Genomic DNA, 24,008 nt, shown 5'->3' with positions numbered 1-24,008 from the left:
CGCTGGCCGGGATCGGGAGGCACCACGATGGAATCGAGTGAGCGGGTCACCTGGGAGGACTGCCCGAACTGTCGACGGGCAGCGGCCGTCGGCTGGGTCGAGGGGCGGCTGGTCGAGTTCGACTGTCCGGGTGGCTGCCGCCTCAGCGCGGAACAGGTCCAGGCCTTCGCTGCCCGGCGCGGTCGCCCGCCGGCCGCCTGGTTGACGCGCGCCTCCTGACGCCGGCCAACGGCGTTCCCGCCAGGAGCCACCGACGGGAGCCGGGCTGCTGCCTGGCGTACCGGCCGCACTCCACCGCCGCGTCCACCGTCGTCAGGCGGGCACGACGGCGGCCATGACGACGACGAGGACGGCGATGAGCGCCCACTCCGCGCCGTCGGCCCGCAGCCGCTCCCCCAGCACGCCGATGCCCAGCGCGACGGCGACCACCGGCTCGCCCACGGTCACCGCCGGCAGCGACGCCTCCAGCGCCCCGGCCTGGTACGCCGCCTGCTGCAGGTACGTGCCGCCCACCATGGCGACGGCCAGGAGCCACGTCTCCCAGCTGGTCAACAGCGCGACCGGCCCGTCGTCCAGCAGGCTCACCACGCCCTTGGTGAGCGCCGCACCGACCCCGTAGGACACGCCGGCGGCGACGGCGAACAGGACCGCCCGTGCCGTCCCACGACGGACCGCCGCGCCGGCCAGGCAGCCGCCGACGAGCAGGCCGAGCACGATCCACGCCGGCAACCACGGCCGCCAGCCGGCCCGGTCCACGCCCGCCGTCGGCTCCCCCACCACGGCGAACACCGCCAGCGCCAGGACCAGCAGCCCCGCCCAGACCCAGTCCGAGCGGCGCAGCCGCCGGCCGCTCCAGCGGGCGCCCAGCGGCAGCGCGACCAGCAGGGTGGTGACCAGCAGCGGCTGCACCAGCAGCAGCGAGCCCAGGCCGAGCGCCGCCGCCTGTGCGGCGAACCCGGCGGTGTCGCCGAGCGTCCCGGCCCACCACCGCGGGGTGCGGGCCAGGGCCAGCAGCAGCCGGGCGCCGCGGGCCTCGGCGTCGGGGACGTCGGAGGCCGACCGCTGCTGCACCGCCGAGGCGACGGCGAACAGGACGGCGGCGACGAGCGCGAGCGCCGCGGCCAGGCCGTCCACCGCGCCATGCTCCCGGGCCGCGACCGCCCCGGCTACCCCTCGCGGACCTCCTCGACCGGGCTGCCGACCGCGTCGGGCACCCAGCCGCCGCCGTCGGTGCGTGCCCAGGCCTGGCCGGGCCGGAGCAGCTCCACCCGCGCCCCGCCGTCCACGGTGCGGTGGGCGATCCGCCGCTCCCAGCGATCGCCCGGGCCGTCGTCCCCCGGCGGGCGCGCCGCCATGCCGACGGCCAGCACGCCGTCGCCGTCGAGCACCACCGCCCCCGGGCCGGCGGCCGCGCCGGGGGCGGCGACGGTCCAGGTGACCTCGCCGGACGGGTCCAGCGGCTGCTCGTGGGTGCGGTCCCCCACCCGCAGGTAGGCGACGGCGCCCGGACGGACGGTCGACCTGACCCTGAGGGTGACCCGCTCCCCGGCGTCCACCCGCAGCGGCTCCACGACCGGCGGGACCTCGTCGTCCTCCGACAGCCGGTGCAGCGAGCGGCCGGCGAAGCGCCCGACCAGCGCGAGGTCCGCCGCGCCGCGCTGCTCGGCGTAGAGCACCGGCTGCCGCAGCGCCGGGTCGTTGTGCAGGAACGGGGTGTCGCTGTCGAAGCCCAGGTCCCCCCGCCGCGGCAGGAACAGCAGCGCGTCGTCCAGGCCTGCGTCCGTCACCGCCTGCTGCACCGCCCGGTACTCCGCGGTCACCTCCCGGTTGCCGGTCACCGGGCCCGGCACGGCCAGCGCGGTGAGCCCGACCATGGCCGCGACGGCGGCGGCTGCCAGGGACCGCCGCCGCCTCGCCACCCGAGCCAGGCCCGCGGCGCCGAACACGACCAGCGGGACGACGACCGGCAGCCAGTAGAAGGGCCCGAACAGCGCCAGGCCCTGCCACTGCGTGCCCATCGCCCACGGCCCCCAGAACGGCAGGTAGCCCAGCGGGACGACGACCGCCAGCGCCGCGACCGCCCAGCGCGCGGCGCCGCGCGTCCGGACCAGGCCGAGGACGGCGAGCGCCACGAGCACCAGCCCACCCGCGACCCAGCCCGGCGTCCCGCGCAGGTTGGCCAGCACGCCGGCCACGCCGTCGGCGGCCGTGAAGCGCACCGTGTACCGCGGGAAGACGCCGCGGTCGCCGAAGCCGAAGGTGTCCTGCGGGCCGGTGACGGTGAACGGCAGCCGGAACGGGCCGCCGACGACGACCGCGTTGTAGACCAGCGTCAGCGCCAGGACCGGCAGCGCCCCGGCCGCGACCCGGAGGACGACGCCGACCCGGGACAGCCCGCCGCGCTCCCGCGCCAGCAGGACGGCGACCCCGAACGGCGCCACGGTGAGCAGCGCGTCGAAGGGCCGGGCGAAGGCCGCCACCCCCGCCACCACCCCGGCCGTGACCAGCCGGGGCGTCGAGCCCAGCCGCGTCCCCGACAGCAGCAGCACGGCGGCACCCAGGCCCAGCGCCAGGGAGGGCAGATAGGGCAGGTAGGTGCCGCTCTGCACGACGACGACCGGGGACAGCGCGAACAGCGCGCCGGCGGTCAGGGCGACGGCCCGGTCGCGGAGCACCTCGGCGGTCAACAGCGCGACGAGGACCGCAGCCGCCGCGGCGCTGACCGCGAGGGCCGCCCGCGGCGAGCCGGTCAGCAGCTCGCCGGCCGCGATCACGGCCGGCCAGGGCGGGCTGTACTTCAGCACCACCCGGTCGCCGACCACCGCCGAGGCCCAGGGGCGGAAGGGGTCGGCGTCGGCGGGGAGGGTGACCGCGCCGGTCTCGATCAGCCGGGCCATCGCGACGTAGACGGAGTCGTCGCGGTTGAGGGAGTACAGCGGGAAGAGCGCCAGGTTGGTGCACACCGCCGCCGCGCCGGCGACCAGGGCGAGGACGGCGAGCGCCGCCCGCCACCTCACCGTCGTCATCGGAGGCGAGTCTAGAGAGGACCCCGTCCTCCTCACCGTGGGAGGACCCCGTCCTCCCCACCCTTCGCAAGCTCAGGGCGGGACCCTGGACGGGGCCGGCAGGAGCCTGCACGGCGGCCGACCTGCGTCAGCCGAGCCGTCCCGCGACGGCGCCGGCCAGCACGCCCAGCGAGTTCGTGGCCAGGTGCAGCAGGGCCGGGGCGAGCAGGCTGCCGCTGCGCAGCCGCAGCTCCGCGAAGAGGACACCGGCGGCCGCGGTGCCCAGGCAGGCCACCAGCACCGCGCCGGTGCGCGCCAGCGGCCCACCGGCCAGGTCGTTGACCACCAGCGCCCCGAGCGTGGGCCGGACGTGCCACAGGCCGAACAGCGCCGCGGAGACCCCGACCGCGCCCCGCCGGGAGAGCAGCCGGCCCAGCGCGGCCAGCAGGACCCCGCGAAAGGCGACCTCCTCCCACAGGACGGTCCCGAACGGGATCCGCACGAGCACCTGCCCGGCGAGCTCCCCGCCGTCGAGGCCGGCCACCCGGGCGTCGACCAGCAGCGGCCGGAGGGCGGGGACCCCCAGCGCCGTGCCGTAGCCGGCCGCCACGACCGCGGCCCACGCCCCGCCCCACCGCGCGCCCGCCGCGAGACGGCGGCGGTCCAGGCCGAGCTCGGCCCACGACAGCCCGACGGCACGGGCGGCCGCGAGCAGCACGGCCGCCGCCGCGACGTTGGCCACCACGTAGGACCCGGGCCGGCCCGGGAGCCGGTGCACGACCAGGTTGTTCCACGCGCCGAGCACCGGGACCAGCGTCGCGGCGAGGACCAGCACCCTCCTGCGGTCGGCTGCGCCAGCATGCACGGATGCGGTGTTCCCGCTCCGCGCGCCGGCTCACCTGCGCCACGGCGGCCGTGGCGTGCGCGGCCGCCGTCGCCGTCACCGGCGAGCTGTCCACCGGCGCCCTGCTCGCCGTGGCCGCCGCCGCGGCCGTCGTCACCGCGGCGGGGCTGAGCCGGCGCGCGGGCGCGGCGGCGGCGCCGGTCGGCCGGCGGGGGCTGCCGTGGCTCGGCTGGCTGGCCGCGGCCGCCGCCTGGGAGCTGGTCACCCTGGCCGACGACGACCTGCCCACGCTCAGCGACCTGGCCGACCCGGTCCTCGCCGCCCCGCTGCTGCGCGGCACCGCCGTCCTCGGCTGGCTGGCCGCCGGCGCCTGGCTGGCCACCCGCCCCGGCCCCCGGCGGCCGGGGTGACCGGCGCCGCCGGGTTCGCCGTCCTGCTGGTCGCCGCCCTCGCGCTGGAGGTCGCCGCGCGCCGCGGCGCGGCGCCGGCGACCGTGGGCGAGGCGGTCGCCGCCGCCATGCGGACCACCCCGGGGCGGATCGCGGTGCTGCTCGCCTGGGTGTGGCTCGGGGTGCACTTCCTGGCCCGGTGAGGCCTCACGCGGGGCGGCGCGCGGTGACCAGCCAGGCGGCGGAGGCGAACCGCACGCCGTCGGGCTGCTCGTGGGCGGTCAGGGTGTCCCGGAGGGCCGCGAGCGCCGCCGCCCGCCCGGCCTCGTCGAGGTCGTCGAGCAGCCAGCCGAGCAGTTCGAGGACGAGGTCCTCCGCGGCCGCCGCGTCCGGGCCGAACCACTCCGGCTGCTCGTGACCCGCGACCGCCACCTCCGCGAGGCCGGCCGCGGTCAGCACCTCCCGCACCCGCGCGGGGTCGGCGAACGCGAAGGGACCGGGTGCTCCGGGCGGCGGCGCCGGCGGCTCCCGGCCGGCCGCGAGCGCCGTCGTCAGCGCGCGGAACCACTCGTTGCGGTCGGCGCCCTGCCACACCAGCAGGGCCAGCCGGCCACCGGGGCGCAGCGCCCGCGCGAGGTTGGTGAAGGCCGCGACCGGGTCGGCGAAGAACATCGCGCCGGCCCGACTGACGACGACGTCGACCGACGCCTCGGGGAACGGGTGGACCTGCGCGTCGGCCTGCAGGAAGGACACGTTGGTCAGCCCCTCGGCCGCCGCCCGGCGGCGGGCCACCTCGAGCATCGGGCCGGAGAGGTCGACCCCGAGGACCGTCCCGGCGCCGGCCTGCCGGGCGGCGGCCCGGGTCGTGCTGCCCGTGCCGCAGCCGACGTCGAGCACCCGGTCGGTGGGGGTCAGGGCGGCGGCGTCCCAGAGGGCGGCGTCGTACCCGGCGGTCGACCGCTCGAGGACGTCGGCGTGCGTGGCCCACCGGCGGCCCTCGTCGCCGTCCCACGCGCGCAGCTGGGCGGCGTTGCCGGGGTGGACCGTGGGGGTGGTGTCCATCGGGCGGCCTCCTCGTGCCGTCCCCCGCGAGCGGGACCGTAGTACTCCCTCCGGCCGGCCGTGTCCACGCCGGTCCGCGGGACGGGGTCAGAGGAGGCCGAGCTGCCGCGCCCCCTGGACGGCCATCAGCCGATCCCCCACACCGAGCTTCCGGTAGAGGTGCTCCAGGTGCTTGCGCACCGTCCGGGGCGAGCAGCCGAGGCGGCGGGCGATCGACGCGGCGGTGAGGCCGTCGGCGAGGAGCCGGAGGACGGCGGTCTCGCGCCCGGTCAGCCCGACGTCCGTCGCACCCTCCGGCGGCGGGGTCGCCCGCCCCGCCAGCAGCCGGTGCTGCCGGTAGAGGGCACCGAGCGCCGACTGCACCACGGTGGCCAGCGCGGTGTCGGCGTCCCGGAAGTCGCCGTCCGGACGGCTGAGCAGGTAGGTCTCGACCCCGCCGTCCCCGAGCAGGGGCAGCGCGAGCTGGTGGGTGATCCCGAGCGGGCGGGCGAACGCCGCCCACCGGCCCCTGAGGGACCGGTCGGCGATCGTCGTCGGCACCGCGCCCAGGGTCTGCGGCCCGGTGCTGCGCGTGGTGGCGTACCAGCGCATCAGCGGGTGCCACGTCGCGTCCGGCGGCCGCTCCAGCGACGGGATCGACGGCAGGTAGCCGGCCGGCCAGCACCCGGCGACGCTGTCGACCCAGGTCCCGTCCACCACGTGCAGGGAGCAGCAGGCGGCGTCGAAGGAGTCCTGCAGCAGCTCCGCCACCTCCCGGTGCGGGAACCCCTCCCCGGCCGGCCGGTGCAGGACGTCGCCCACGAGCTCCAGCCAGCGGGCGAGGGATCCGGCCGCCGGTGGCACGCGCGGAGCGTAGCGAGGAACCCGGCCCGGCGAGGCGGTCCCGCTGCGTCCGGCCGGCGGCTGACCCGCTTGTCGGCGGACGCACGCCGGCACCACCATCGGCGACGGCCGGGGTCCGCGAGCGCGGAGGTGGCGGGTGGACGTCGATCTCGAGATCCTGCCCGGCCTGGCCGAGCGCCGAGCCGTCGTCGGCTGGATGGTGCTGGCGTTCCTGCTGACGTTCCTGGCCACCCGGCTGATCACGCGGGCGATCCGCACCGGCCGCGGGCCGTTCCGCGACGCGAGCGTCGGCGGCGTCCACGTGCACCACGAGGTGTACGGGATCTTCCTGCTGCTGGGCACGGGCACCCTGGAGTTCACCTACCAGCCCGAACCGCCCTGGGTGCAGGTGCTCGCGGTGCTGTTCGGCGCCGGCGCGGCCCTCACCCTCGACGAGTTCGCGCTGTGGCTGCACCTGGAGGACGTCTACTGGAGCCGGCAGGGCCGCAGCTCGATCGACGCCGTCCTCGTGGCGCTGGTCGTCGGGAGCCTGCTGCTCGTCGGTGCGAACCCCTTCGACGCCGACCCGGCCGGTGGCGCGACCGTGCTGTGGGTGACGGTGGTGGTCAACCTGCTGTTCGCCCTCGCCGCGATCCTCAAGGGCCGGGTGGTGCTGGGCGTCGTGGGCGTCTTCGTCCCGCTGGTCGCCCTGGTCGGGGCGGTACGGCTGGCCCGCCCCGGCTCGTTCTGGGCCCACCGGCGCTACCGGCCCGGCTCCCGGCGGCGGGCCCGCTCGGAGGCCCGCTTCCCGGCCGGCCGGCGCACCCGCTGGGACGCCCTGGTCGACCTGTTCACCGAGGTGCCGCCGCGGCACGCGCCCCCGACCGCGGCGCCGCCGACGCGGCCCGGGTGAGCTACAGCTGCACCGCCACGGTCGCGGCCAGCTCGCGGGCGGCCTCGAGGTCGGCCGGGCCGGGTGCGCCGGTGAGGCTCAGCGGCGCGGCGACCTGCTTCCACCGCAGCGCACCGGTGACGGTCTCGATGCTGCGCAGCGCGCCGGCGGTGTCGTCGTTGCCGTGCACGTACACCCCGTAGGGCAGCCCGGCGGTGGCGTCCAGGCACGGGTAGTAGACGGTGTCGAAGAAGTGCTTGAGCGCCCCGGACATGTAGCCGATGTTGGCCGGCGTCCCGAGCAGGACGCCGTCGGCGGCGAGCAGGTCGGCGGCACCGGCCGACAGGGCCGGCCGCACGTCCAGCTCGACCTCCTCGACCATCGCCACGCCCTCGCGCACCGCCTCCAGCACGGCCTGCAGCGACGGGGAGGGCGTGTGGTGGACGACGAGCAGCCGGGGCACGCCGGCATCCTCCCCCGCCAGGTCAGGGCCGCAGTGCCCCGTGGACCTCCGCGGCGTGGTCGAAGACGGCGAAGTGCCCCTCGCCGGGCAGCCAGTGCGCCGTGCAGCGGGGCAGCATCGCGGCCAGCACCCGGCCGAGCCCCACGGGCACCTGCCAGTCCTGCGTGCCGTGCCAGAGGTGCACGTGCTGCTGCACCGACGACAGCGGGAACCCCCACGGCCGGAACAGCAGCGCGCGGTCCTCGGCCAGCGGGGCCGCGCCGTTGCGCAGCCCCTCGGTGAAGGTCTCGGCCAGGACGTGCCGCACCTCCGGGCGCCCGAGCACGCGCCGGTCGGCCGGGCTGAGCCGGGCCTGCAGGTAGCGCGGGATCGCCGCCGGGCGCAGCGTCAGCGGGGCGAACAGCGGCCGCAGCAGCGCCGCCGCCGGCGAGGGCCGGTGCGCGGCCGCCCGCAGCCGGCGCGGCACCCACGGCGGCCAGGGCCACGGGACGTCGGGCGGTGGCGCCCCGCCGAGCACGCCGACCGCCCGCACCCGCGGTCCGAACGCGGCGGCGCAGGCCAGCGCGTAGGCCGCGCCGCCGGAGAGGCTGAGGACGGCGAACTCGCCGATCCCGAGGGCGTCCAGCAACCGCGCGACGTCGTCGGGCCAGTCGGTCACCCGCCGTCCGGGCTGCGGGTCGGACCGGCCGAAGCCCGGCCGGTCGGGGACGACGAACCGCACGCCCCAGCGCCGGTAGTCCTCGGGGTCCTCGACGTGGCGCTCCAGCCGCGAGCTCGGCGAGCCGTGGCAGCCGAGCACCACCCGGCCCGCCGGGTCGCCGTACTCGGCGTAGGCCAGCGCCCGCCCGTCCGGCAGCCGGATGCGGTCCTCCCGGGGTCCGGACCGCTCGCCGTGGCCTGGTCGCTCCCGCATGCCGGGCCCCTACCCTGCCGAGGGGCGCCCCGACCGCCCCGCCCCGCAGCGCGCGCCCTCAGGACGTGTCCGACGGACCTCCAGCCTCGGGAACGCCGCCCAGGCGGCGCTCCGCTGCGTTCGACGGAGTGTCGGAGACAAACCCGGTATCCGACACTCCGTCGGCCTTGCGGAGCATCACCCTGACCAGCGCTCCCGTCGGCATGGGTCCGTCGGACACGCCCTAGCCTGCGGCGGGTGCGCACCGACCGGGGCCTCGACCGGCTGATCACCTTCCTCGACGCGGTCGTGGCGATCGCCATCACCCTGCTGGTGCTCCCGCTGGTCGACGTCATCCCGGAGGAGGGCGCGACCGTCGACCTCGGGGACCTGCTCGCCGACGAGGCCGGCCGGTTCGGCGCCTTCGCGCTGAGCTTCGCGGTCATCGCGCAGCTCTGGCTGGTGCACCACCGGATCGTCGAGCGGGTCGGCTCCTACGACATGCCGTTCGTGCTGGTCAACCTGGTCTGGACGCTGACGATCGTGCTGCTGCCCTTCGCCACCGAGGTGGCGGCGGTGTACGGCAACGCCCGGCTCGCGATCGGGATCTACATCGGGACCATGACGCTGAGCTCGGCCTGCCTGACCCTGCTCACCCACTCCCTCGTCCGCCGCCCGTACCTGCGCCGCGCCGGCGCCGACCCGGCGGAGGACGACCTGCCGGGGGCGCTCCTGGTCACCGGCACCTTCGTGCTGGCCCTCGTCGTCGGCGTCGCCGTCCCCGCGGTCGGCTACCTCGCGCTGCTCCTCCTCTTCCTCCCCGACCGGGTGCGCCGGCTGCTCGCCCGCCGGGCGCGCTGAACCCGGGGCACCGCCGGCCCCGTCCCGGGTCCCGCCTGGGCCTGCGGAGGACGGGGAGGACGGGGTCCTCCCTCAGACCTCCTCGACCCCCATCCGTCCGGTGGCCCGCTCCGCCAGCCCCACGACCACCACGGCGACGACGACCGCGGCCAGCGCGCCCACCACGATGGAGGCCGGCAGCTCCAGCGCGACGTCCACGGCGGCGACGGCGGCCGCCGCGGCCGGCCACCACCACCCGCGCCGCGCCCCCCGCTTGGACATCCCCACTTCGGTGACGGTGACCGACAGCAGGTAGACGACCACCCCACCGGCCAGCACCAGCCGCGTGCCGGTCGGCACCTCGCCCTCGCCGCTCTGGACGACGGCCAGCTCCAGCCCCGCGCCGACGGTGGCCAGCGCGAGGGTGAGCGGCAGCTGCCCGAAGACGTACACGTCGTGCGAGTGGTCGCTGCGCTCGCCGCCCACCTCGCTGAGCAACTGCTTGGCGCGGGCCCCGGCCAGGTCGAAGTAGCTCCACCACAGCCCCGCGGCCAGGACGAAGCCGAGCGCCGCGACCAGCAGCCCGGAGCCGGTCCAGTGGGCGTCGTGCAGCCCGTGGGCGATGCCGGCCACCGACTCGCCGAGCACCAGGATGACGAAGAGCGCGAACCGCTCGGGCAGGTGCTCGACGTGCAGCGGGACGTCGGCCGACGACCGGGTGGCCAGCAGCGGCACCAGGACCTCGACCAGGACGGCGGCGGCCCACAGGGCGAACCCGATCGGCCGCGGCACCGCGAGGGACACCGCCCACAGCAGCGCCCCGATGGCGGTGCCGACCATGTAGAGGCGGGCGATCGGCCGGGCACCGGGCACGTGCCAGTACGCGCGGGAGTACTGCAGGAACAGCGTCGCCCGCAGCACCAGCTGGCAGCCGACGAAGACGCCGAAGTAGGTGCCGGTCGCCTCGGTGGCGGTGGCAGCCATCCCGACGACGGCGGCCATGGAGCCCAGCTTGAGCAGCCGGTAGACGACGTCGTCGTGGTCGAAGCGGTTGGCGTAGAGGGTGGCGCTCACCCACGCCCACCACACGGTCGTGAACAGCCCGGCGAACACCAGCTCGCCGTGCCAGGTGACGTCGGCCCGGAAGTCGATGGCCAGCTCCGCGACGACGAGGACGAAGGCCAGGTCGAAGAAGAGCTCCAGGCGGGAGGCCGAACGGTCGTCGTCGGTGCGCAGCTCCGGCGCGCGGACGAGGCCGTCCTTCAGGGCACCGAGGACGGATCGGGGTGAGCTGCGGTCGGCCACGACGCTCCCGGGGACGAGGGTCCCCGCTCCCTACCCCGGTCCGGCGTGGCCACGCCCGGCGTCAGCGGCGGAAGTCGTGCGCCTCGTCGTAGCCGTAGTCCCCGGCCGCGTCGTCGCGGCCGCTGGCCGCAGGGCTCCGCGGGGTCTCGCCCTGGGACTGGGGCCGGGCGCCGGTCACCTCGTGCGCCATGTCGTAGGAGAGGTCGCCGGTCGGTTCGCTGGGGTCGGGCTCCATGTCGGCTCCTCCTCGCCGGGTGCGCCAGGGGCCCATGCTCACCCGCCGGCCGGGGAGGGCACAAGGGGAGCCGGGTGGTCCGCCGCCGCGGCCCGGCGTCAGCCCGGTCCTCCCGCCGCACCCTCCGCACCGGTGCCGATGACGGTGCGGACGGCGTACAGCTCCGGGAAGAAGGTGAGGTCGAGGGCCCGGCGCAGGAAGCCCACCCCGGAGGAGCCGCCGGTCCCGGTCTTGGCGCCGATGGTCCGCTGCACCGTGCGCAGGTGGCGGAACCGCCACAGCTGCCAGTTGTCCTCGACGTCGACCAGGCTCTCGCAGGCCTCGTAGACCCCCCACGGCGCGTCCGGGGACTCGTAGACCCCGCGGAAGACCGGGACGAGGTCCGGCTGGTACGCCCACGGCTGCCGCACGTCCCGCTGCAGCACGCTGCGCGGGACGGCGAGGCCCAGGCGGGCCAGCAGCCGGAGGAACTCGTCGTAGAGCGTCGGCGTCCCGAGCAGCTCGGCGAGCAGGGCCCGTGCGGCGGGCTCCCGGTCGAACACCGCCAGCATCCCGGGGTGCTTGTTGCCGAGGACGAACTCGACCGCGCGGTACTGGTGCGACTGGAAGCCGGACGCGTTGCCGAGCGCGCCGCGGAACTGGGCGTACTCCCGCGGGGTCAGCGTGGCCAGGACCGACCACTGCTCGATGAGGGTCCGCTCCACGTTCTTGACCCGGGCCAGGCACTTGAGCGCCGGCGCCAGCTCGTCGCCGGCCAGGTGGCGGCAGGCGGCCCGCAGCTCGTGCAGCACCAGCTTCAGCCACAGCTCGCTGGTCTGGTGCTGCACGATGAACAGCAGCTCGTCGTGGTGCTCGGGAACGCTGCGCGGGTGCTGGGCGGCCAGCAGGTGGTCCAGGTCGAGGTAGTCGGCGTAGGTCATGGCGCCGCGGAGGTCGGTGCGGATCGACTCCTCGAGCGGCCGCACCGATCCCGACGGCTCCGGGTCCGACGGCACCACGGCCGTCACGGTAGCCCTCAGCGGCTGCGGTAGAGGCGGGTCGTGACGGGGAGGAACACGGCGGTCAGGGCGGCGGCCACGGCCAGGGAGACGGCGATCGCGGTGCCGTCCGGGGTGCCGGCCATGAGCGAGCGGGACGCGGTGGCCAGCACCGAGATCGGGTTGACGTCGACGAACGCCTGCAGCGGCCCGGGCAGGGTGGACGGGTCGACGAACACGTTGGACAGGAACGTCAGCGGGAAGAGCACCATGAACCCGCCGTTCAGGACGGCGCTCGGCGAGCGCAGCACCAGGCCGAGCGCGGAGTACACCCACGACAGCCCGAAGGAGAAGACGACGACCAGCCCGAGCGCCAGCAGCGCCCCGGCCACCCCGCCCTCCGGCCGGTACCCGAGGACGACGCCCAGCACGAGGATCACCGTGCCGGCGACGACGTACCGGACGCTGTCCCCGAGCAGGGCGCCCAGCAGCGGCGCCGGCCGCCAGATCGGCAGCGACCGGAACCGGTCGACGACGCCCTTGGTGAGGTCGGTGTTCAGCGCGACGCCGGAGTAGACGGTGGTGAAGACGACCGACATGACGAGGATGCCGGGCAGCACGTACTGCAGGTAGGCGCTGGTCGAGCCGGCGAGGGCACCACCGAACAGGTAGGTGAACATCAGCACGAACAGCACCGGCGTGATGGTGACGTCCATCAGCTGCTCGGGGACGTGCTTGATCTTCAGCATCCCGCGCCAGCCGAAGGTCAGCGCGGTCGACAGCGGGCCCGGCCGGGGCGGCCGCGCGGTGGAGGCGATCGCCCGGCGGACCGCGGCGGTGTCGGTGGTGCCCGGGGTGGTCGTGGCGGTCATGACGCCTGCTCCTCGAGGGTCGCGGTGGGCGGCTCCTCGGCCGCGTGGCCGGTGAGGCCCAGGAACACCTCGTCCAGGCTGGGCTGGCCGAGGGAGAACTCGGCGATGCCGAGACCGGCGCGGCCCAGCTCGCCCATGCCGAGCGCGGCGAGCCGGGCGTCGGGGCAGACCGCCGAGAGCGCGGCCGGGTCGGGCTCCAGCACCACGCTGCCGACCGTGGCCTCGAGGACCCGGGCGGCCTCGCCGCGCTGCGCCGGGTCGAGCAGCCGCACGTGCAGCGAGCCGGTGCCCACCGAGGCCTTGAGCTGGCCCGGGGTGCCCTCGGCGATCACCCGGCCGTGGTCGATGACCACGATCCCGTCGGCCAGCTGGTCGGCCTCCTCCAGGTACTGGGTGCAGAGCAGGACCGTCGTCCCCTCGGCCACCAGTGCCCGGACGATCTCCCAGACCTGACCGCGCGAGCGCGGGTCCAGCCCCGTCGTGGGTTCGTCGAGGAAGGCCAGCTGCGGGGTGACGACGATGCTCGCGGCGATGTCCAGCCGCCGGCGCATGCCGCCGGAGTAGTGCTTGACCAGCTTGCCGGCGGCGGAGGCGATGCCGAAGGCCTCGAGGAGCTCGTCGGCCCGGGCGCGGGCGGCGGCCCGGCGGTGGCCCAGCAGGCGGCCGATGAGGACGAGGTTCTCCCGGCCGGTGAGCTCCTCGTCGACCGAGGCCAGCTGCCCGGTGAGGCTGACCAGGCCGCGCACGGCGTCGGCCTCGGTGACCACGTCGTGGCCGAGGACCCGGGCGCTGCCGGCGTCGGGCGGGACGATCGTGGCCAGCATCCGGATCGTCGTGGTCTTGCCGGCGCCGTTGGGCCCGAGGACGCCGTAGATGGCGCCGGCCGGGACGGCGAGGTCGATGCCGGCCACGGCCCGGGTGTCCCCGAACGACTTGGCCAGGCCGGTCGCCTCGATGGCGAGTGTGCTCCCTGCGGTCATCCCGACTCCCTTGAGCGGTGTGTGCGTCGCAGCGTCCTCTGTCCCTCCGACGGAATGTGCGCGCCGGAGTCATCGGCCCGCCACCGATTTCCCGTGCCGCGAGCGTCGGACCTCGAGTGCACTCGAGGTCAAGCCCCCCGTGCCCGGGTCCACGACCGGCGAGTTCACGCGATCTCGCACCGTTCTGGCCGCCCGGCCGTGCGAGATCGCGTGGTCTCGACGGGAGGACGAGCGGCCACCGCCTCCCGCCGGTCAGGCCGCCCCGTCGTCCCCGGACTCGAATCGGACGTCGACCTCCTGGTGCCGCACCGCCCGCTGGGCCCGCGCCGCGTCCGAGTAGACCCGCTCGTCGCCCTCGGTCAGGTCCTGGTGGTCGACGAACGGCGTGAGCAGCGCCCGCGGGTAGAGGTGGTCGACCCGGACGACGTCGATCTCCACGCACAGCATCAGCACGACCGCCGCGAGGTAGATGAACGCGATCAGCCCGAGGACGAGGGCGAAGACCGCGTCGACGGCGCTGGCGTTGGCGACCACCCGGGCGACGTAGACGCCGCCGAACGACTGCAGCAGCTGCCACAGCACCGCGGCGGTGACCGCGCCGGGCAGCACCTGCCGGGTGGTGAGCCGGCGCGCGGTGGTGATGCGGAACCCGAGCACGAAGACCGCGGCGTTGGCCAGCACCGAGGCGAGCGTCAGCAGCACGTGCAGCCACCCGCTGAACCCGCCGCCGTAGGCCGCCGCGCCGCTGCCGAGGGCGGAGAGGACGGTGCTGGCGAGCACCAGCAGGCCCAGGGTGCACAGCAGGAGCAGGCTGCGCCCGCGGGAGGTGATCGGGTCCGGCCGGCTGTGCCGTGGCACCGCCCACACCGTGTTCATCGCGTGCTGGATGGCCTGCCCCATGCCCAGGGCCCCGTAGAGCGCGACCAGCCCGCCGACGACGAGGCCGGTGAACCCGCCGCCGAGCCCCTCCGGCCGCGCCATCTGCGGCCCGATCACCGGGAACTCCCCCAGCGCCGAGTCCAGCAGCCGCTGCTGCAGCGCCGGGTCGCCGGCGAGCAGCAGGCCCAGCACGGTGGCGAGCAGGAGCAGCGTCGGGAACAGCGACAGGAAGCCGTAGTAGGTGACGAGGGCGGCCAGGAAGTGACCGTCGTCGTCCATGAACTTGTAGAGCACCGCGATCGGGAACCCCGCCGCCGGGTGCCGCCGCTGGAACCGGTCGACCCGCTCGGTCCACCTCATGGCCCACCTCGTCCGCCCCGGGCGCCGCCCGTGGCACCCCCGCTCCAGCTTGCCGCGCCGGACGGTAGGAAGGGGCATGGCCGACTCCTCCCCCTCCCTCGCCGAGCTCGCCGCCGAGGAGGCCGAGCTGCAGTTCGCCGGCTTCACCAACGACGACGCCTGGGACCTCGGGGCGGCGCTGGTCGCGGCCGCCCGGCGCGCCGGCGCGCCGGTGGCGGTCGACGTCAGCCGGCACGGCCACCAGCTCTTCCACGCCTCGCTGCCCGGCACCAGCCCGGACAACGACTCCTGGATCCAGCGCAAGACCCGCGTCGTGCAGCGGTTCGGGCACAGCAGCCTCTACGTCCGGCAGGCCTCGATCGAGCGGGGGACGACGTTCGAGGCGGAGTTCGGCCTGGACCCCGCCCTGTACGCGGCCCACGGCGGCGCGTTCCCGGTCACCGTCCGCTCGGTCGGCCCGGTCGGCGCCGTCGTCGTCTCCGGGCTGCCGCAGCTGGACGACCACCGGATGGTGGTCGCCGCGATCCGGGCGCACCTGGGCCGGTGACCGCCGTCCCCGGGCGGTGGGCCGGGTGGCCGGGGCGGGTGCGGCGGACCTGGGCGCGCCACCCGCGGCTGGGGCTGGCCGTCAAGGCGGCGCTGGCCGCGGCGCTGGCCTGGCACGTGGCGGGCGTGCTCCCCCTCGACCCGGCTCAGGAGTACCCGTACTACGCACCGCTGGGCGCGGTGATCGCCACCTCGACGACGCTGTCCGGCTCGGTCCGGGACTCGGTCCAGTCGGTCGCCGCGATCGCCCTCGGCGCCGCCCTCGCCCTGGGGATGTCGGCCGTGCTCGGGGACGGCCTCGGCGCCCTCGCCCTGGTGGTGGCCGTCAGCGTGCTGCTGGCCGGCTGGCGGCGGCTGGGCAGCTCCGGCAGCTGGACGGCGACCTCGGCGCTGTTCGTGCTGGTCCTCGGCACCCAGGACAGCGGTTTCGTGCTGGCCTACACCGGCCTCACCGCCGTGGGCGCGGCGATCGGTCTCGCGGTCACCGCCGCGTTCCCGCCGCTGCCGCTGGCCCCGGCGCAGGAGCGGCTGGCGGCACTGCGCGACACCCTGGCAGGCCAGCTCGAGGACCTCGCCGACGGGCTGCAGCAGGACCACCCGCCCACCGAGGACGAGTGGCGGCGGCGCACCCACCGGATCGACCCGGTGCTGGCCCAGATGCGCGCGGCGGTGCAGCAGGCCGCCGAGGCCCGGAAGGGCAACCGCCGGGCCCGCCGCTACCGCGACGCCGCCGAGGCGCAGTACCGGCAGGCCCGCGCGCTGGAGCGGCTGAGCCTGCTGGTCGAGCAGCTGACCCAGGTGGTCGCCGAGACCGAGCGGGCCGAGTTCGAGCGGGTGGCGCTCGGCCCGGCGCTGCGCCCGCCGGCGTCCCGCACGCTGGCCGCGCTGGCCGCCGCGCTGCGCTCGGTGGAGGACGCCGCCGCCGACCCCGGGGCCCTCGCCCGGGCACGGGCCTGCCTGGACGAGTTCACCCAGGCCGTCCGCCGGGCCCGGGCCACCTCCACCGACGACCTGTTCGTGGCCGGGGACGTCGTCCAGGCCGTGCGCCGCTCGCTCGACGCCCTGCCCGCGCGGGAGCCCGCCGGGCGCTACTCGGGCTGATCCCCCTCCGCGGCGATCCCCGCGGGGATCGCCGCGGGGTCCCCGCGCAGCCGCGCCACCAGCGCCGGCACGACCTCGGCCCCCGCCGTGCCCGCCGCCGCGCAGCCGAGCACGACCAGCCAGGCCAGCGGGTCCAGCGGCGTGCAGCCGAAGAACCGGCTGAGGCCCGGGGTCTGGACGACGGCGGCCAGCACGGCGAGCGAGCCCGCGGCGGTGACGAGCACCAGCGGGCTGCGCCGCCCCGCCCACGCGGTCTGCCCCAGCTGGGTGGTGATCAGCGCGGCCAGCCCCATCGTCCCGGCCCGCCCGCGGAACCCGGTGAGCCGCCCCGTGGCCCAGGCCCCGGTCGCGCCGGCGGTGGTGGCCGCCCCGCGGACCAGCACCATCCGCCGCACCTCCCGCGCGAAGCCCCGCCGCGGCCCGGCCTCGAGCACGGCGGCCAGCGGGTGCCCGGCCAGCGGGCCGTCGTCCCCGCCGGAGGCGGGGTGGGCGGGACCACGACGCGGCGCGGCCACGGCGACGGCCAGCGCCGGGAACATGTCGGTGAGCAGGTTGACCAGCAGCAGCTGCCGGGTGTTCAGCGGCGCCCGCCCGCCGAAGGCGGTGCCGAGCACGGTGAACGCCACCTCGCCGGCGTTGCCGCCGACGAGGACCGAGACGGCGTCCTGCACCCGCGCCCACATCGCCCGGCCCTCGGCGATGGCGTCGACCAGCCGGGTGAGATCCAGGTCGGTGAGCACCAGGTCGGCGGCGGCGCGGGCGGCCGGTGACTCGGCGCCGGAGACCCCCACGCCGACGTCGGCCAGCCGGATCGCCGCGGCGTCGTTCACCCCGTCGCCGGTCATCGCCAGCGTCGCCCCGGCCCGGCGCAGCGCGGCCACCAGCGACACCTTCTGCTCCGGTGACAGCCGCGCGAACACCGCGGTCTCGCGCACCATGCGGGCCCGCTCGGCGTCCGAGGCGCGGGCGAACTCCCCGCCGGTCACCACCCGGTCGGCCCCCGGGACACCGGCCTGCGCGGCGATCGCCCGGGCGGTCCCCGGGTGGTCGCCGGTGGCCACGACCACCCGGACGCCGGCGGCCCGCAGCTGCTGCACCGCCGCGACCGACGACTCCCGCACCGTGTCGGCCAGCCCGACCAGCCCGCGCAGGCTGAGATCGCGGGCCCCGTCCTCCAGGTCACCGCCGTCCCACTCCCGCTCGGCGACGGCCAGCACCCGCAACCCCTCGGCGGCGAGCTCCTGCACCCGCCCGGTGAGGTCCCCGGCGTCCCGGCACCGGGCGGCGACCACCTCGGGCGCGCCCTTGACCACCAGCCGGCCGTCGCGCACGGCCGCGGAGAAGCCCCGCCCCGCGGCGAACGGCAGGCTCTCCCCCGCGTCGCCGTCGGGGCACACGCCGCGCTCCCCGGCCGCCTCCACGACCGCCCGGTCGGTCTCGTGCGCCCGGTCGTCGCCGTTGCCGACACCGGCCGCGACCAGCTCCAGCAGCCCCTCCTCGTCGAGCCCGCCGTCCAGCGGCAGGAGGCGGGCGACCCGCAGCCGGTTCTCCGTCAGCGTCCCGGTCTTGTCGAAGCAGACGGTGTCCACCCGGCCGAGCGCCTCGAGCACCCGCGCGCTGCGGACGACGGCACCCCGCCGCGACAGCCGCCGCGCCGCGGCCTGCTGCGCCACGGTCGCCACCAGCGGCAGCCCCTCGGGCACCGCCGCGACGGCGACCGCCACGCCGTCCCGGACGGCGTCCCGCAGGGGGCGCCGCCAGAGCACCCCGAGGGCGGCGACCACGGCGCCCCCGGCCAGCGTCATGGGGAGCACCTGGCGGGTCAGCTCGCCGAGCCGGGCCTGCACGCCGGCCGGGGGCGCCGCACCGCCGGCCGCCCGCGCCGCGCGCCCGGCCTGGGTGGCCTCCCCCACCGCCACGACGACGGCGCGCCCGTGCCCGGCGACCACCGTCGTGCCGTCGAAGAGCATGCAGCCGCGGTCGGCGACCTCGGCCCCCGGTGTGGCGGGCACCGCCTTGCCCACCGACAGCGACTCCCCGGTCAGGTTCGACTCGTCGACCTCCAGGTCGACCGCCTCCAGCAGCCGGGCGTCGCAGGCCAGCACGTCGCCGGGCTCGACCTGCACGACGTCGCCGATGCGCAGCGCGCTGCCGGGCACCTCCTCCCGGCCGCCGTCGGTCTCCCGGTGGACGACGACGTCCTGCTCCAGCAGCAGCGACTCCAGCGCCGTCTCCGCGCGCAGCCGCTGCAGGCCGCTGACCAGCGAGTTGGCGACGGTCACGCTGCCGACGAGGACGGCGTCGGTGGCCTCCCCGAGCATCGCCGTGGCCGCGGCGCCGGTGCCGAGGACCGGGGTGAGCGGGTCGGCCAGCTCGGCGGCGACGGTGCGGACGAACCGCGCGGGCCCGCGCACCAGCGGGTACGCGCGGAGCCGGCGGAACCGCACCGGCCGGGCGTCCTCGGCGGCCGGGAGCTCGGCCAGCCGGCGCTGCACCTCGTCGGGGTCCAGCGCGTGCCACGGGGTGTGCACCGTGGGCGGCGGCACCGGGCGGCCGGCGGCCCGGACGGCGGCCCAGGTGCCGCCCACCATCGCGACGGTCGTGGCCGTCTTGCCCGGCGAGGTCGCCTTCTGCTGCCCGTACCGCTCGCTGCCGACGGCGGCCAGCAGCGCGCCGAGGACGTTGCCGGTGAGCGCGGCCTGCACCGAGCGCCGGCTGACCGTGCGGGCCGCGGCCGTGGCCGCGACCACCCGGCAGGCGTCGGTCAGTCCCGGGGGGGTCACCAGGTCCGCGCCCCACGCGGGTGAGCAGCCGGGCCGGACGGGCGCGACGCCCACGTCGGCGGCGAGCAGCGCGGGGCCGTCGGTGTCGCTGAGCAGGAGGACGCCGCGCCCGTCGTCCTGCAGCCGCCGCACCGTCTCCACCAGCGGCTCGTCCGCGGGGGCCACCTCGTCGGCGGCCGCGGCCACCTCCCGGGTGCCGGCGTGCGCGGTCAGCACCAGCCGGGTGCCGGCCGCGGCGGCCGCGGCGAGCAGCGCCTCGGCGTGCGGGTCGAGCTCGCGGGCGACGGTCACCGTGCCCACCCGGCGGCGGCCCTGGTACACCGCACGGACCTCGGCGCCGGGCGCGTCGTCGGTGCAGGTGACCGGCCCGAGCCGCAGGCCGTGCTCCGGCTCGTCGCCCTCCAGGGCGCCGACCAGCCGCGCGGCGGCCGACCAGACGCGGGCGTCGTCCCACTCCTCGGCCTGCGCGGTGGCCTCCAGCACCACCGGCGGGCCGGTGCACAGCGCCCCGCCGTCGACCACCACGGTGTCCACCCGGTCCAGCCGCTTGTAGGCCGAGCCGTCCATCGGCAGCACGTCGCGGCGGCACAGCAGCAGGTCCAGCGTCGTGGCGAACGCCGCCCGCCCGTGGAAGGCGGCCTTCGGGTTCAGCGCCTTGAGCAGGTCGGCCGAGCGGCCGGGGCGGCCGGTGAGCGCCAGCAGGCCGAGCGCGGCGGCGAGCTCGGTCGGGGCCAGCCGCTCGGTGTAGGACTCGACCGGGCCGGGCGGCAGGGGGCGCGGCCGCGGCCCGGGTGGGGTCAGGGGCTCGCGCTCGCCGTCGTCCGGCTCCGGGCGGCACAGCTCCCACTCGCGGCGCCGCCACACCTGCCGGTGGGCGCGCATCTCCAGGACCTCCTGGAACGCGGCGGCGGCGTTGAGCGCGGGCACCGTGGGGCTCTGGGTGAGCGCGTGCAGCAGGGCGCTGACGCCGGAGAAGGCGAGTTCGGTGCCGTGCGGGCCCACGCGCCGGTACAGCACCCGCTTGAGCCACGTCTGGGACTCCAGCAGCGCGACGGCGAGGGTCGCGTGGCGGGTGAGCGCCGGGATCGGCGACAGCTTGGCCGCGTAGGCGACACCGACGGCCGCGAGGTCGATCCCGGCGGCGGCGAGCGCCGACAGCAGCGGCTCCAGGTCGGCCGGGTGGTCCTCCCGTGCCGGGAACAGGCCCTGCCCGCCGCGGGCCTTCTCGATGGCGGTCACCGTGCCGACGAGGTCCTCGACGGTGACCCGCCGCTCGTCGAAGGCGACCAGGACCCGGCCGACGACGTCGTTGACGGTCGCCCACTCCACGCCCTCGAGCCGCTCGAGGTGCCGGCGCAGCGCGGAGCGGACCTCCGGGGCCTCCTGCGCGTCCGGCGCCACCAGCTCGACCTGGACCCGGCCGCGGTCGGCCCAGACCCGGCGGGTGTGCCGTGCGGGCGGCGGCTCGACCATCCCGCGCGCGGCGTCCACCAGGTCGTGCAGCCGCCCGTCGGGCAGCGGGTCGGCGCCGGTGACCAGGGTGCCGACGGCGCGGGTGCCGGTGACCGCGGCGGCGTGGGCCAGGGACAGCGAGGCGCGGGCGCCCCGGCGGGCGACGGACGCGGTCTCCCCCACCAGGCCGGCGGTGCCGCCCACGAGCCCGGCGGTGACGCCGGCCCCGGCCACGGCTCCGGCAGCAGCCAGCCCGGCGGCCGCGCCGAGCGCGCTGCGGGCCGCACCGAACCGGCGCAGAAGGGCCATCGGCTCCCCCGGAACTCGATCCCCCGGAAGCTGGGTGGTTGCGGACGCTACGCCCGTTGGGGCGCGCGCGCTCCCCGCGCCGTCGCCGTCACCCCGCGAGCCAGCTCACGGCCTCCCGTACCACCTCGGGCGGGACGGCGTGCCCGCCAGGGAACTCGCGGTAGGTGACGTCGTAGCCCTCGTCGCGCAGCGCCGGCACGATCCGCCGGCTGGTCCGCTCGACGGGCAGGACGTCGTCGGCGTCGCCGTGCGACACGAACACCGCCGGCCGCCCCTCCCGCGCCGCCCCGGTCACGAAGCCCGGCGAGAAGGCGACCACCCGGCCGAACAGGTCGCCGTTGGCCAGGCCGAGGCCCAGCGCGTACGAGGCGCCGTCGGAGAACCCGGCCACCGCGACGCGCGCCGGGTCGACCGGCACGGCCGCGAACACCCGGGTCAGGGCCCGGTCCAGCAGGGCGGCGTCCGCGCCGGAGCCGCCGGTGACCGCGTCCCACGTCGACCCGCGGGAGGCCGGTGCCAGGACCAGCAGGCCGTGCTCGTCGGCCGGGCCGCCGAGGACCCCGAGGCCCGCCTCGGCGTCCCCTCCGGCACCGTGCAGCGCCACCACGAGCGGCGCCGCGCGGCCCGCCGCGAGACCGGGGGGCACGTGCAGCAGCGGCGGCCGCTCGACCCCGAGGTCCACCGGCTGCGTACCCGCCGCGGGCGGGGCGACGGCACCGGGCTGCCGCTGTGGGCGGGCGGTCAGGCGGGCCGCGTCCGTGCTGCCCGGCGCCGCCGGCAGCGGCATCCCGCACCCGGCCAGGACACCCACGCCGGCGAGCGCCCCGGCAGCGGCGAGCACCCGCCGGCGGGTCCAGCTCGCGCCCGCGGCGTCCACCGTCAGCCGCCGCCGTGCAGGGCCGCCCAGAACGCCGCGCGGACGCCGCCGGCACCCCAGGCGTTGGGCTCGATGAGGGAGCAGAACCACAGGTCGCGCTGCTCCGGCCGCGCCTCGGCGCGCCGGGGGTCACCGGCCGTCAGCCCGTGGCCGCGGAAGTGCTCGGCGATCTCGGCCACCGCGGCGCCGTGCCCGGCCGCGACCCGGCGCAGGGCGTCGTTGAGCTCGGCGATGAGCGCGACGGCGTCCGGCCAGGGCGGCAGGCCCAGCTGCTCCGCGTCGCCGGTGCCGTCGCTGGGGTCGTACACCGTGCCGACGACGACCCGGCCGCCAGGGGCCAGGCCCGCGCTGATCGCGGCCAGCGCCCGGTCGAGCGCGGCGGAGACGCGGGCGACGACCGCACGCGCGGCCGCGGTGTGCCCGTAGGCGCCGAGCAGGTCGTTCCCGCCGATGGTGACCGTGACGAGCGCGGGCGGCGTCGGGAGTGCCGCGAACCGGGGCAGCTGGCGGTCCAGGAGCGTGCCGGTCGTCGCGCCGTCGGTCGCCAGGAGGGTGAACGTCGTCCCGGGTGCGGTGCTGCGCAGGTCGCGCCCGCGCCATTCCGGGAAGTCGTCGTCGCGGTTGGCGAACAGCAGGCTGGCGCCGCCGCGGCCCGGGCCGCCGGAGTAGTCGTCGATGGAGATGGAGTCGCCGAGCGCGACGTACCCCCCGCAGCCGGTCACCCGGCCATCCTGCCCCCGCGCGCAGGCCCGGCGTGGGCGACACCGCTCCAGCTCGGCGGGCGGCTGCGCCGCTGCCCTGGCTACCGTGGTACGGCGATCGGGGGCCCGGACACGAGGGGACGACGGACAGGTGGACACGGTGCTGCAGCACGGGGTCGCCCGTGTCCCCGGCCCGCGCCACCTGCACGACGCGCTGTTCTTCTCGTCCTCCGACGAGCTGGCCGCCGCGACGGTCCCCTTCGTGCGGGAGGGCCTGGCCGCCGGTGAGGCGGTCGTCGTCGCCGCCTCCCCCGCCACCACCGACGTCGTCCTGGCCGCCGTGGACGGCGGCGAGCGGGTCCACGTGGTCGAGCGGGACGCGGCCTACGCCGGCCGCACCCCCGCGGCGGTGACCCTGTTCCGGCGGCTGGCCGACGAGCTGACCGCCGGCGGCGCGCGGCGCATCCGGGTGATCGGCGAGACCGACTTCGGGCGCACCGAGCGCGAGTGGCTGGAGTGGCAGCGCTACGAGGCGGTGCTCAACGACGCGCTCGCCGCCTGGCCGCTGTGGGGGCTGTGCGTCTTCGACACCGCGCGCCTGCCCGAGTCGGTGCTGGAGTCCGTGGCCCGCACCCACCCGACCGTCGTCACGGGCCGCTCGCGCACGGCCAACCCGCGCTTCGTCGACCCCGCCGAGTACCTCCGCGGGCTCCCGGTACCGCCGGAGCCGCTGCAGGACTCCGCTCCGCGGCTGGCCGTGGACGAGGTCACCGACCCGATCGCGCTGCGGCACGCCCTCGCCGCCGAGCTCGCCGCCGTCGGCGGCCCGCGCGACGTCGTCGAGGACTTCCTGCTCGCCGTCGACGAGACGACGTCCAACGCCCTCCGGCACGGCGCGCCCCCCGTGGGCCTGCGGCTGTGGACGTCGGCCGACCGGGTCGTGTGCACCGTGACCGACCACGGGCCGGGCCTGGACGACCCGTTCGCCGGGTACGGCCCGGCCCACGGCGACGACCTCTCCCGCGGCGGCATGGGCGTGTGGCTGGCCCGCCAGCTGTGCGACCACGTCGACATCGGCTCCGGCCCGGACGGGCTCACGGTGCGGCTGACGACCGCGCTGCGCTGATCCCCTCCTGGGAGACTGCCGGCGTGCACCTGCTCCTGGAGTACACGCTGGCCGAGGACTACCTGCAGCGCCGGGCCGCCCTGCGGGAGGAACACCTGGCCCTCGCGCGGGCGGCCCACGAGCGCGGCGAGCTGCTCATGGCCGGCGCGCTGCCCGACCCCTACGACCGGGCGCTGCTGGTGTGGACCGCGCCGCGCGAGGTGGTCGAGCGGTTCGCCGAGTCCGACCCGTACGTCGTCCACGGCCTGGTCACCGGCTGGACGGTCCGGCCCTGGGACGTCGTGGTCGGCTGACCC

Annotated in this window: 24 protein-coding genes; 8 read left to right on the top strand and 16 right to left on the bottom strand. The window is 77.3% G+C overall.

Going from position 1 to position 24,008, the window contains the following annotated elements; genetic code table 11:
- Positions 1-312: 312 nt before the first annotated feature.
- From ACI78Z_RS00225 to ACI78Z_RS00215, 3 genes are all read right to left on the bottom strand, one after another.
- Complete coding sequence (locus ACI78Z_RS00225; protein ID WP_457034493.1) at positions 313-1,134, bottom strand: DMT family transporter; 822 nt, start codon at positions 1,132-1,134, stop codon at positions 313-315.
- Between the two features lie 32 nt (positions 1,135-1,166).
- Positions 1,167-3,026, bottom strand: a complete 1,860-nt coding sequence (locus ACI78Z_RS00220) for a hypothetical protein (RefSeq protein WP_457034492.1) — start codon at positions 3,024-3,026, stop codon at positions 1,167-1,169.
- A gap of 127 nt (positions 3,027-3,153) precedes the next feature.
- Complete coding sequence (locus ACI78Z_RS00215) at positions 3,154-3,840, bottom strand: CPBP family intramembrane glutamic endopeptidase (protein ID WP_457034491.1); 687 nt, start codon at positions 3,838-3,840, stop codon at positions 3,154-3,156.
- A gap of 32 nt (positions 3,841-3,872) precedes the next feature.
- On the opposite strand from ACI78Z_RS00215, the gene ACI78Z_RS00210 reads away from it, so the two are divergent.
- Entirely contained in the window at positions 3,873-4,259 is a 387-nt protein-coding gene (locus ACI78Z_RS00210; protein ID WP_457034490.1) for a hypothetical protein, read from the top strand.
- Positions 4,256-4,441, top strand: a complete 186-nt coding sequence (locus tag ACI78Z_RS00205) for a DUF6186 family protein (protein ID WP_457034489.1) — start codon at positions 4,256-4,258, stop codon at positions 4,439-4,441. Before ACI78Z_RS00210 ends, ACI78Z_RS00205 begins: the two co-directional genes overlap by 4 nt.
- 4 nt (positions 4,442-4,445) lie before the next feature.
- Here ACI78Z_RS00205 and ACI78Z_RS00200 read toward each other — a convergent pair whose 3' ends face one another.
- Positions 4,446-5,300 (bottom strand): class I SAM-dependent methyltransferase, encoded by an 855-nt coding sequence (locus tag ACI78Z_RS00200; protein WP_457034488.1) that lies wholly within the window; start codon positions 5,298-5,300, stop codon positions 4,446-4,448.
- Positions 5,301-5,387: 87 nt separating this feature from the next.
- The gene (locus tag ACI78Z_RS00195; RefSeq protein ID WP_457034487.1) at positions 5,388-6,143 is read right to left on the bottom strand and encodes a response regulator transcription factor; all 756 of its coding nucleotides are present in this window, start codon (positions 6,141-6,143) and stop codon (positions 5,388-5,390) included.
- Between the two features lie 136 nt (positions 6,144-6,279).
- Between ACI78Z_RS00195 and ACI78Z_RS00190 the strand changes: the two genes are divergently transcribed.
- A complete protein-coding gene (locus ACI78Z_RS00190) occupies positions 6,280-7,035 on the top strand; it encodes a hypothetical protein (RefSeq protein WP_457034486.1) in 756 nt (251 codons plus the stop codon).
- 1 nt (position 7,036) lies between these two features.
- Here ACI78Z_RS00190 and ACI78Z_RS00185 read toward each other — a convergent pair whose 3' ends face one another.
- Entirely contained in the window at positions 7,037-7,477 is a 441-nt protein-coding gene (locus tag ACI78Z_RS00185; RefSeq protein WP_457034485.1) for a flavodoxin family protein, read from the bottom strand.
- A gap of 22 nt (positions 7,478-7,499) precedes the next feature.
- Positions 7,500-8,390, bottom strand: a complete 891-nt coding sequence (locus tag ACI78Z_RS00180; protein WP_457034484.1) for an alpha/beta fold hydrolase — start codon at positions 8,388-8,390, stop codon at positions 7,500-7,502.
- Between the two features lie 237 nt (positions 8,391-8,627).
- Here ACI78Z_RS00180 and ACI78Z_RS00175 point away from each other — a divergent pair, with 237 nt between their 5' ends.
- Complete coding sequence (locus tag ACI78Z_RS00175; protein WP_457034483.1) at positions 8,628-9,230, top strand: TMEM175 family protein; 603 nt, start codon at positions 8,628-8,630, stop codon at positions 9,228-9,230.
- 72 nt (positions 9,231-9,302) lie between these two features.
- Here the strand turns inward: ACI78Z_RS00175 and ACI78Z_RS00170 are convergent, their stop codons facing one another.
- From ACI78Z_RS00170 to ACI78Z_RS00145, 6 genes are all read right to left on the bottom strand, one after another.
- Positions 9,303-10,514: a low temperature requirement protein A gene (locus ACI78Z_RS00170; RefSeq protein ID WP_457034482.1), complete on the bottom strand. Its 1,212-nt coding sequence runs from the start codon at positions 10,512-10,514 to the stop codon at positions 9,303-9,305.
- Between the two features lie 61 nt (positions 10,515-10,575).
- The gene (locus tag ACI78Z_RS00165) at positions 10,576-10,749 is read right to left on the bottom strand and encodes a hypothetical protein (protein WP_457034481.1); all 174 of its coding nucleotides are present in this window, start codon (positions 10,747-10,749) and stop codon (positions 10,576-10,578) included.
- 98 nt (positions 10,750-10,847) lie between these two features.
- Positions 10,848-11,747, bottom strand: a complete 900-nt coding sequence (locus ACI78Z_RS00160) for a tryptophan 2,3-dioxygenase (protein ID WP_457034480.1) — start codon at positions 11,745-11,747, stop codon at positions 10,848-10,850.
- 17 nt (positions 11,748-11,764) lie between these two features.
- Positions 11,765-12,598, bottom strand: coding sequence for an ABC transporter permease (locus ACI78Z_RS00155; RefSeq protein ID WP_457034479.1), 834 nt, complete (start codon positions 12,596-12,598; stop codon positions 11,765-11,767).
- Positions 12,595-13,578, bottom strand: coding sequence for an ATP-binding cassette domain-containing protein (locus ACI78Z_RS00150; protein WP_457034478.1), 984 nt, complete (start codon positions 13,576-13,578; stop codon positions 12,595-12,597). Before ACI78Z_RS00150 ends, ACI78Z_RS00155 begins: the two co-directional genes overlap by 4 nt.
- A 252-nt stretch (positions 13,579-13,830) precedes the next feature.
- Entirely contained in the window at positions 13,831-14,817 is a 987-nt protein-coding gene (locus ACI78Z_RS00145; protein WP_457034477.1) for a YihY/virulence factor BrkB family protein, read from the bottom strand.
- A 76-nt stretch (positions 14,818-14,893) separates the two neighbouring features.
- On the opposite strand from ACI78Z_RS00145, the gene ACI78Z_RS00140 reads away from it, so the two are divergent.
- The gene (locus tag ACI78Z_RS00140) at positions 14,894-15,364 is read left to right on the top strand and encodes a heme-degrading domain-containing protein (protein WP_457034476.1); all 471 of its coding nucleotides are present in this window, start codon (positions 14,894-14,896) and stop codon (positions 15,362-15,364) included.
- Complete coding sequence (locus ACI78Z_RS00135) at positions 15,361-16,464, top strand: FUSC family protein (protein ID WP_457034475.1); 1,104 nt, start codon at positions 15,361-15,363, stop codon at positions 16,462-16,464. Before ACI78Z_RS00140 ends, ACI78Z_RS00135 begins: the two co-directional genes overlap by 4 nt.
- Here ACI78Z_RS00135 and ACI78Z_RS00130 read toward each other — a convergent pair.
- The 3 genes from ACI78Z_RS00130 to ACI78Z_RS00120 form a co-directional block, all read right to left on the bottom strand.
- Positions 16,452-21,008, bottom strand: coding sequence for an HAD-IC family P-type ATPase (locus ACI78Z_RS00130; RefSeq protein ID WP_457034474.1), 4,557 nt, complete (start codon positions 21,006-21,008; stop codon positions 16,452-16,454). The two genes, ACI78Z_RS00135 and ACI78Z_RS00130, sit on opposite strands and share 13 nt — an antisense overlap.
- A gap of 88 nt (positions 21,009-21,096) precedes the next feature.
- Complete coding sequence (locus ACI78Z_RS00125; protein WP_457034473.1) at positions 21,097-21,885, bottom strand: alpha/beta hydrolase; 789 nt, start codon at positions 21,883-21,885, stop codon at positions 21,097-21,099.
- Positions 21,886-21,887: 2 nt separating this feature from the next.
- Positions 21,888-22,607: a GDSL-type esterase/lipase family protein gene (locus ACI78Z_RS00120; RefSeq protein ID WP_457034472.1), complete on the bottom strand. Its 720-nt coding sequence runs from the start codon at positions 22,605-22,607 to the stop codon at positions 21,888-21,890.
- A 130-nt stretch (positions 22,608-22,737) separates the two neighbouring features.
- Here ACI78Z_RS00120 and ACI78Z_RS00115 point away from each other — a divergent pair, with 130 nt between their 5' ends.
- Both ACI78Z_RS00115 and ACI78Z_RS00110 read left to right on the top strand, forming a co-directional pair.
- The gene (locus ACI78Z_RS00115; protein ID WP_457034471.1) at positions 22,738-23,712 is read left to right on the top strand and encodes an anti-sigma factor RsbA family regulatory protein; all 975 of its coding nucleotides are present in this window, start codon (positions 22,738-22,740) and stop codon (positions 23,710-23,712) included.
- A gap of 23 nt (positions 23,713-23,735) precedes the next feature.
- Complete coding sequence (locus tag ACI78Z_RS00110) at positions 23,736-24,005, top strand: YciI-like protein (RefSeq protein ID WP_457034470.1); 270 nt, start codon at positions 23,736-23,738, stop codon at positions 24,003-24,005.
- Positions 24,006-24,008 lie beyond the last annotated feature (3 nt).

This window comes from Geodermatophilus sp. SYSU D01176 (genome assembly GCF_054050015.1).
This window is presented reverse-complemented; position numbering and strand designations above follow the sequence as displayed.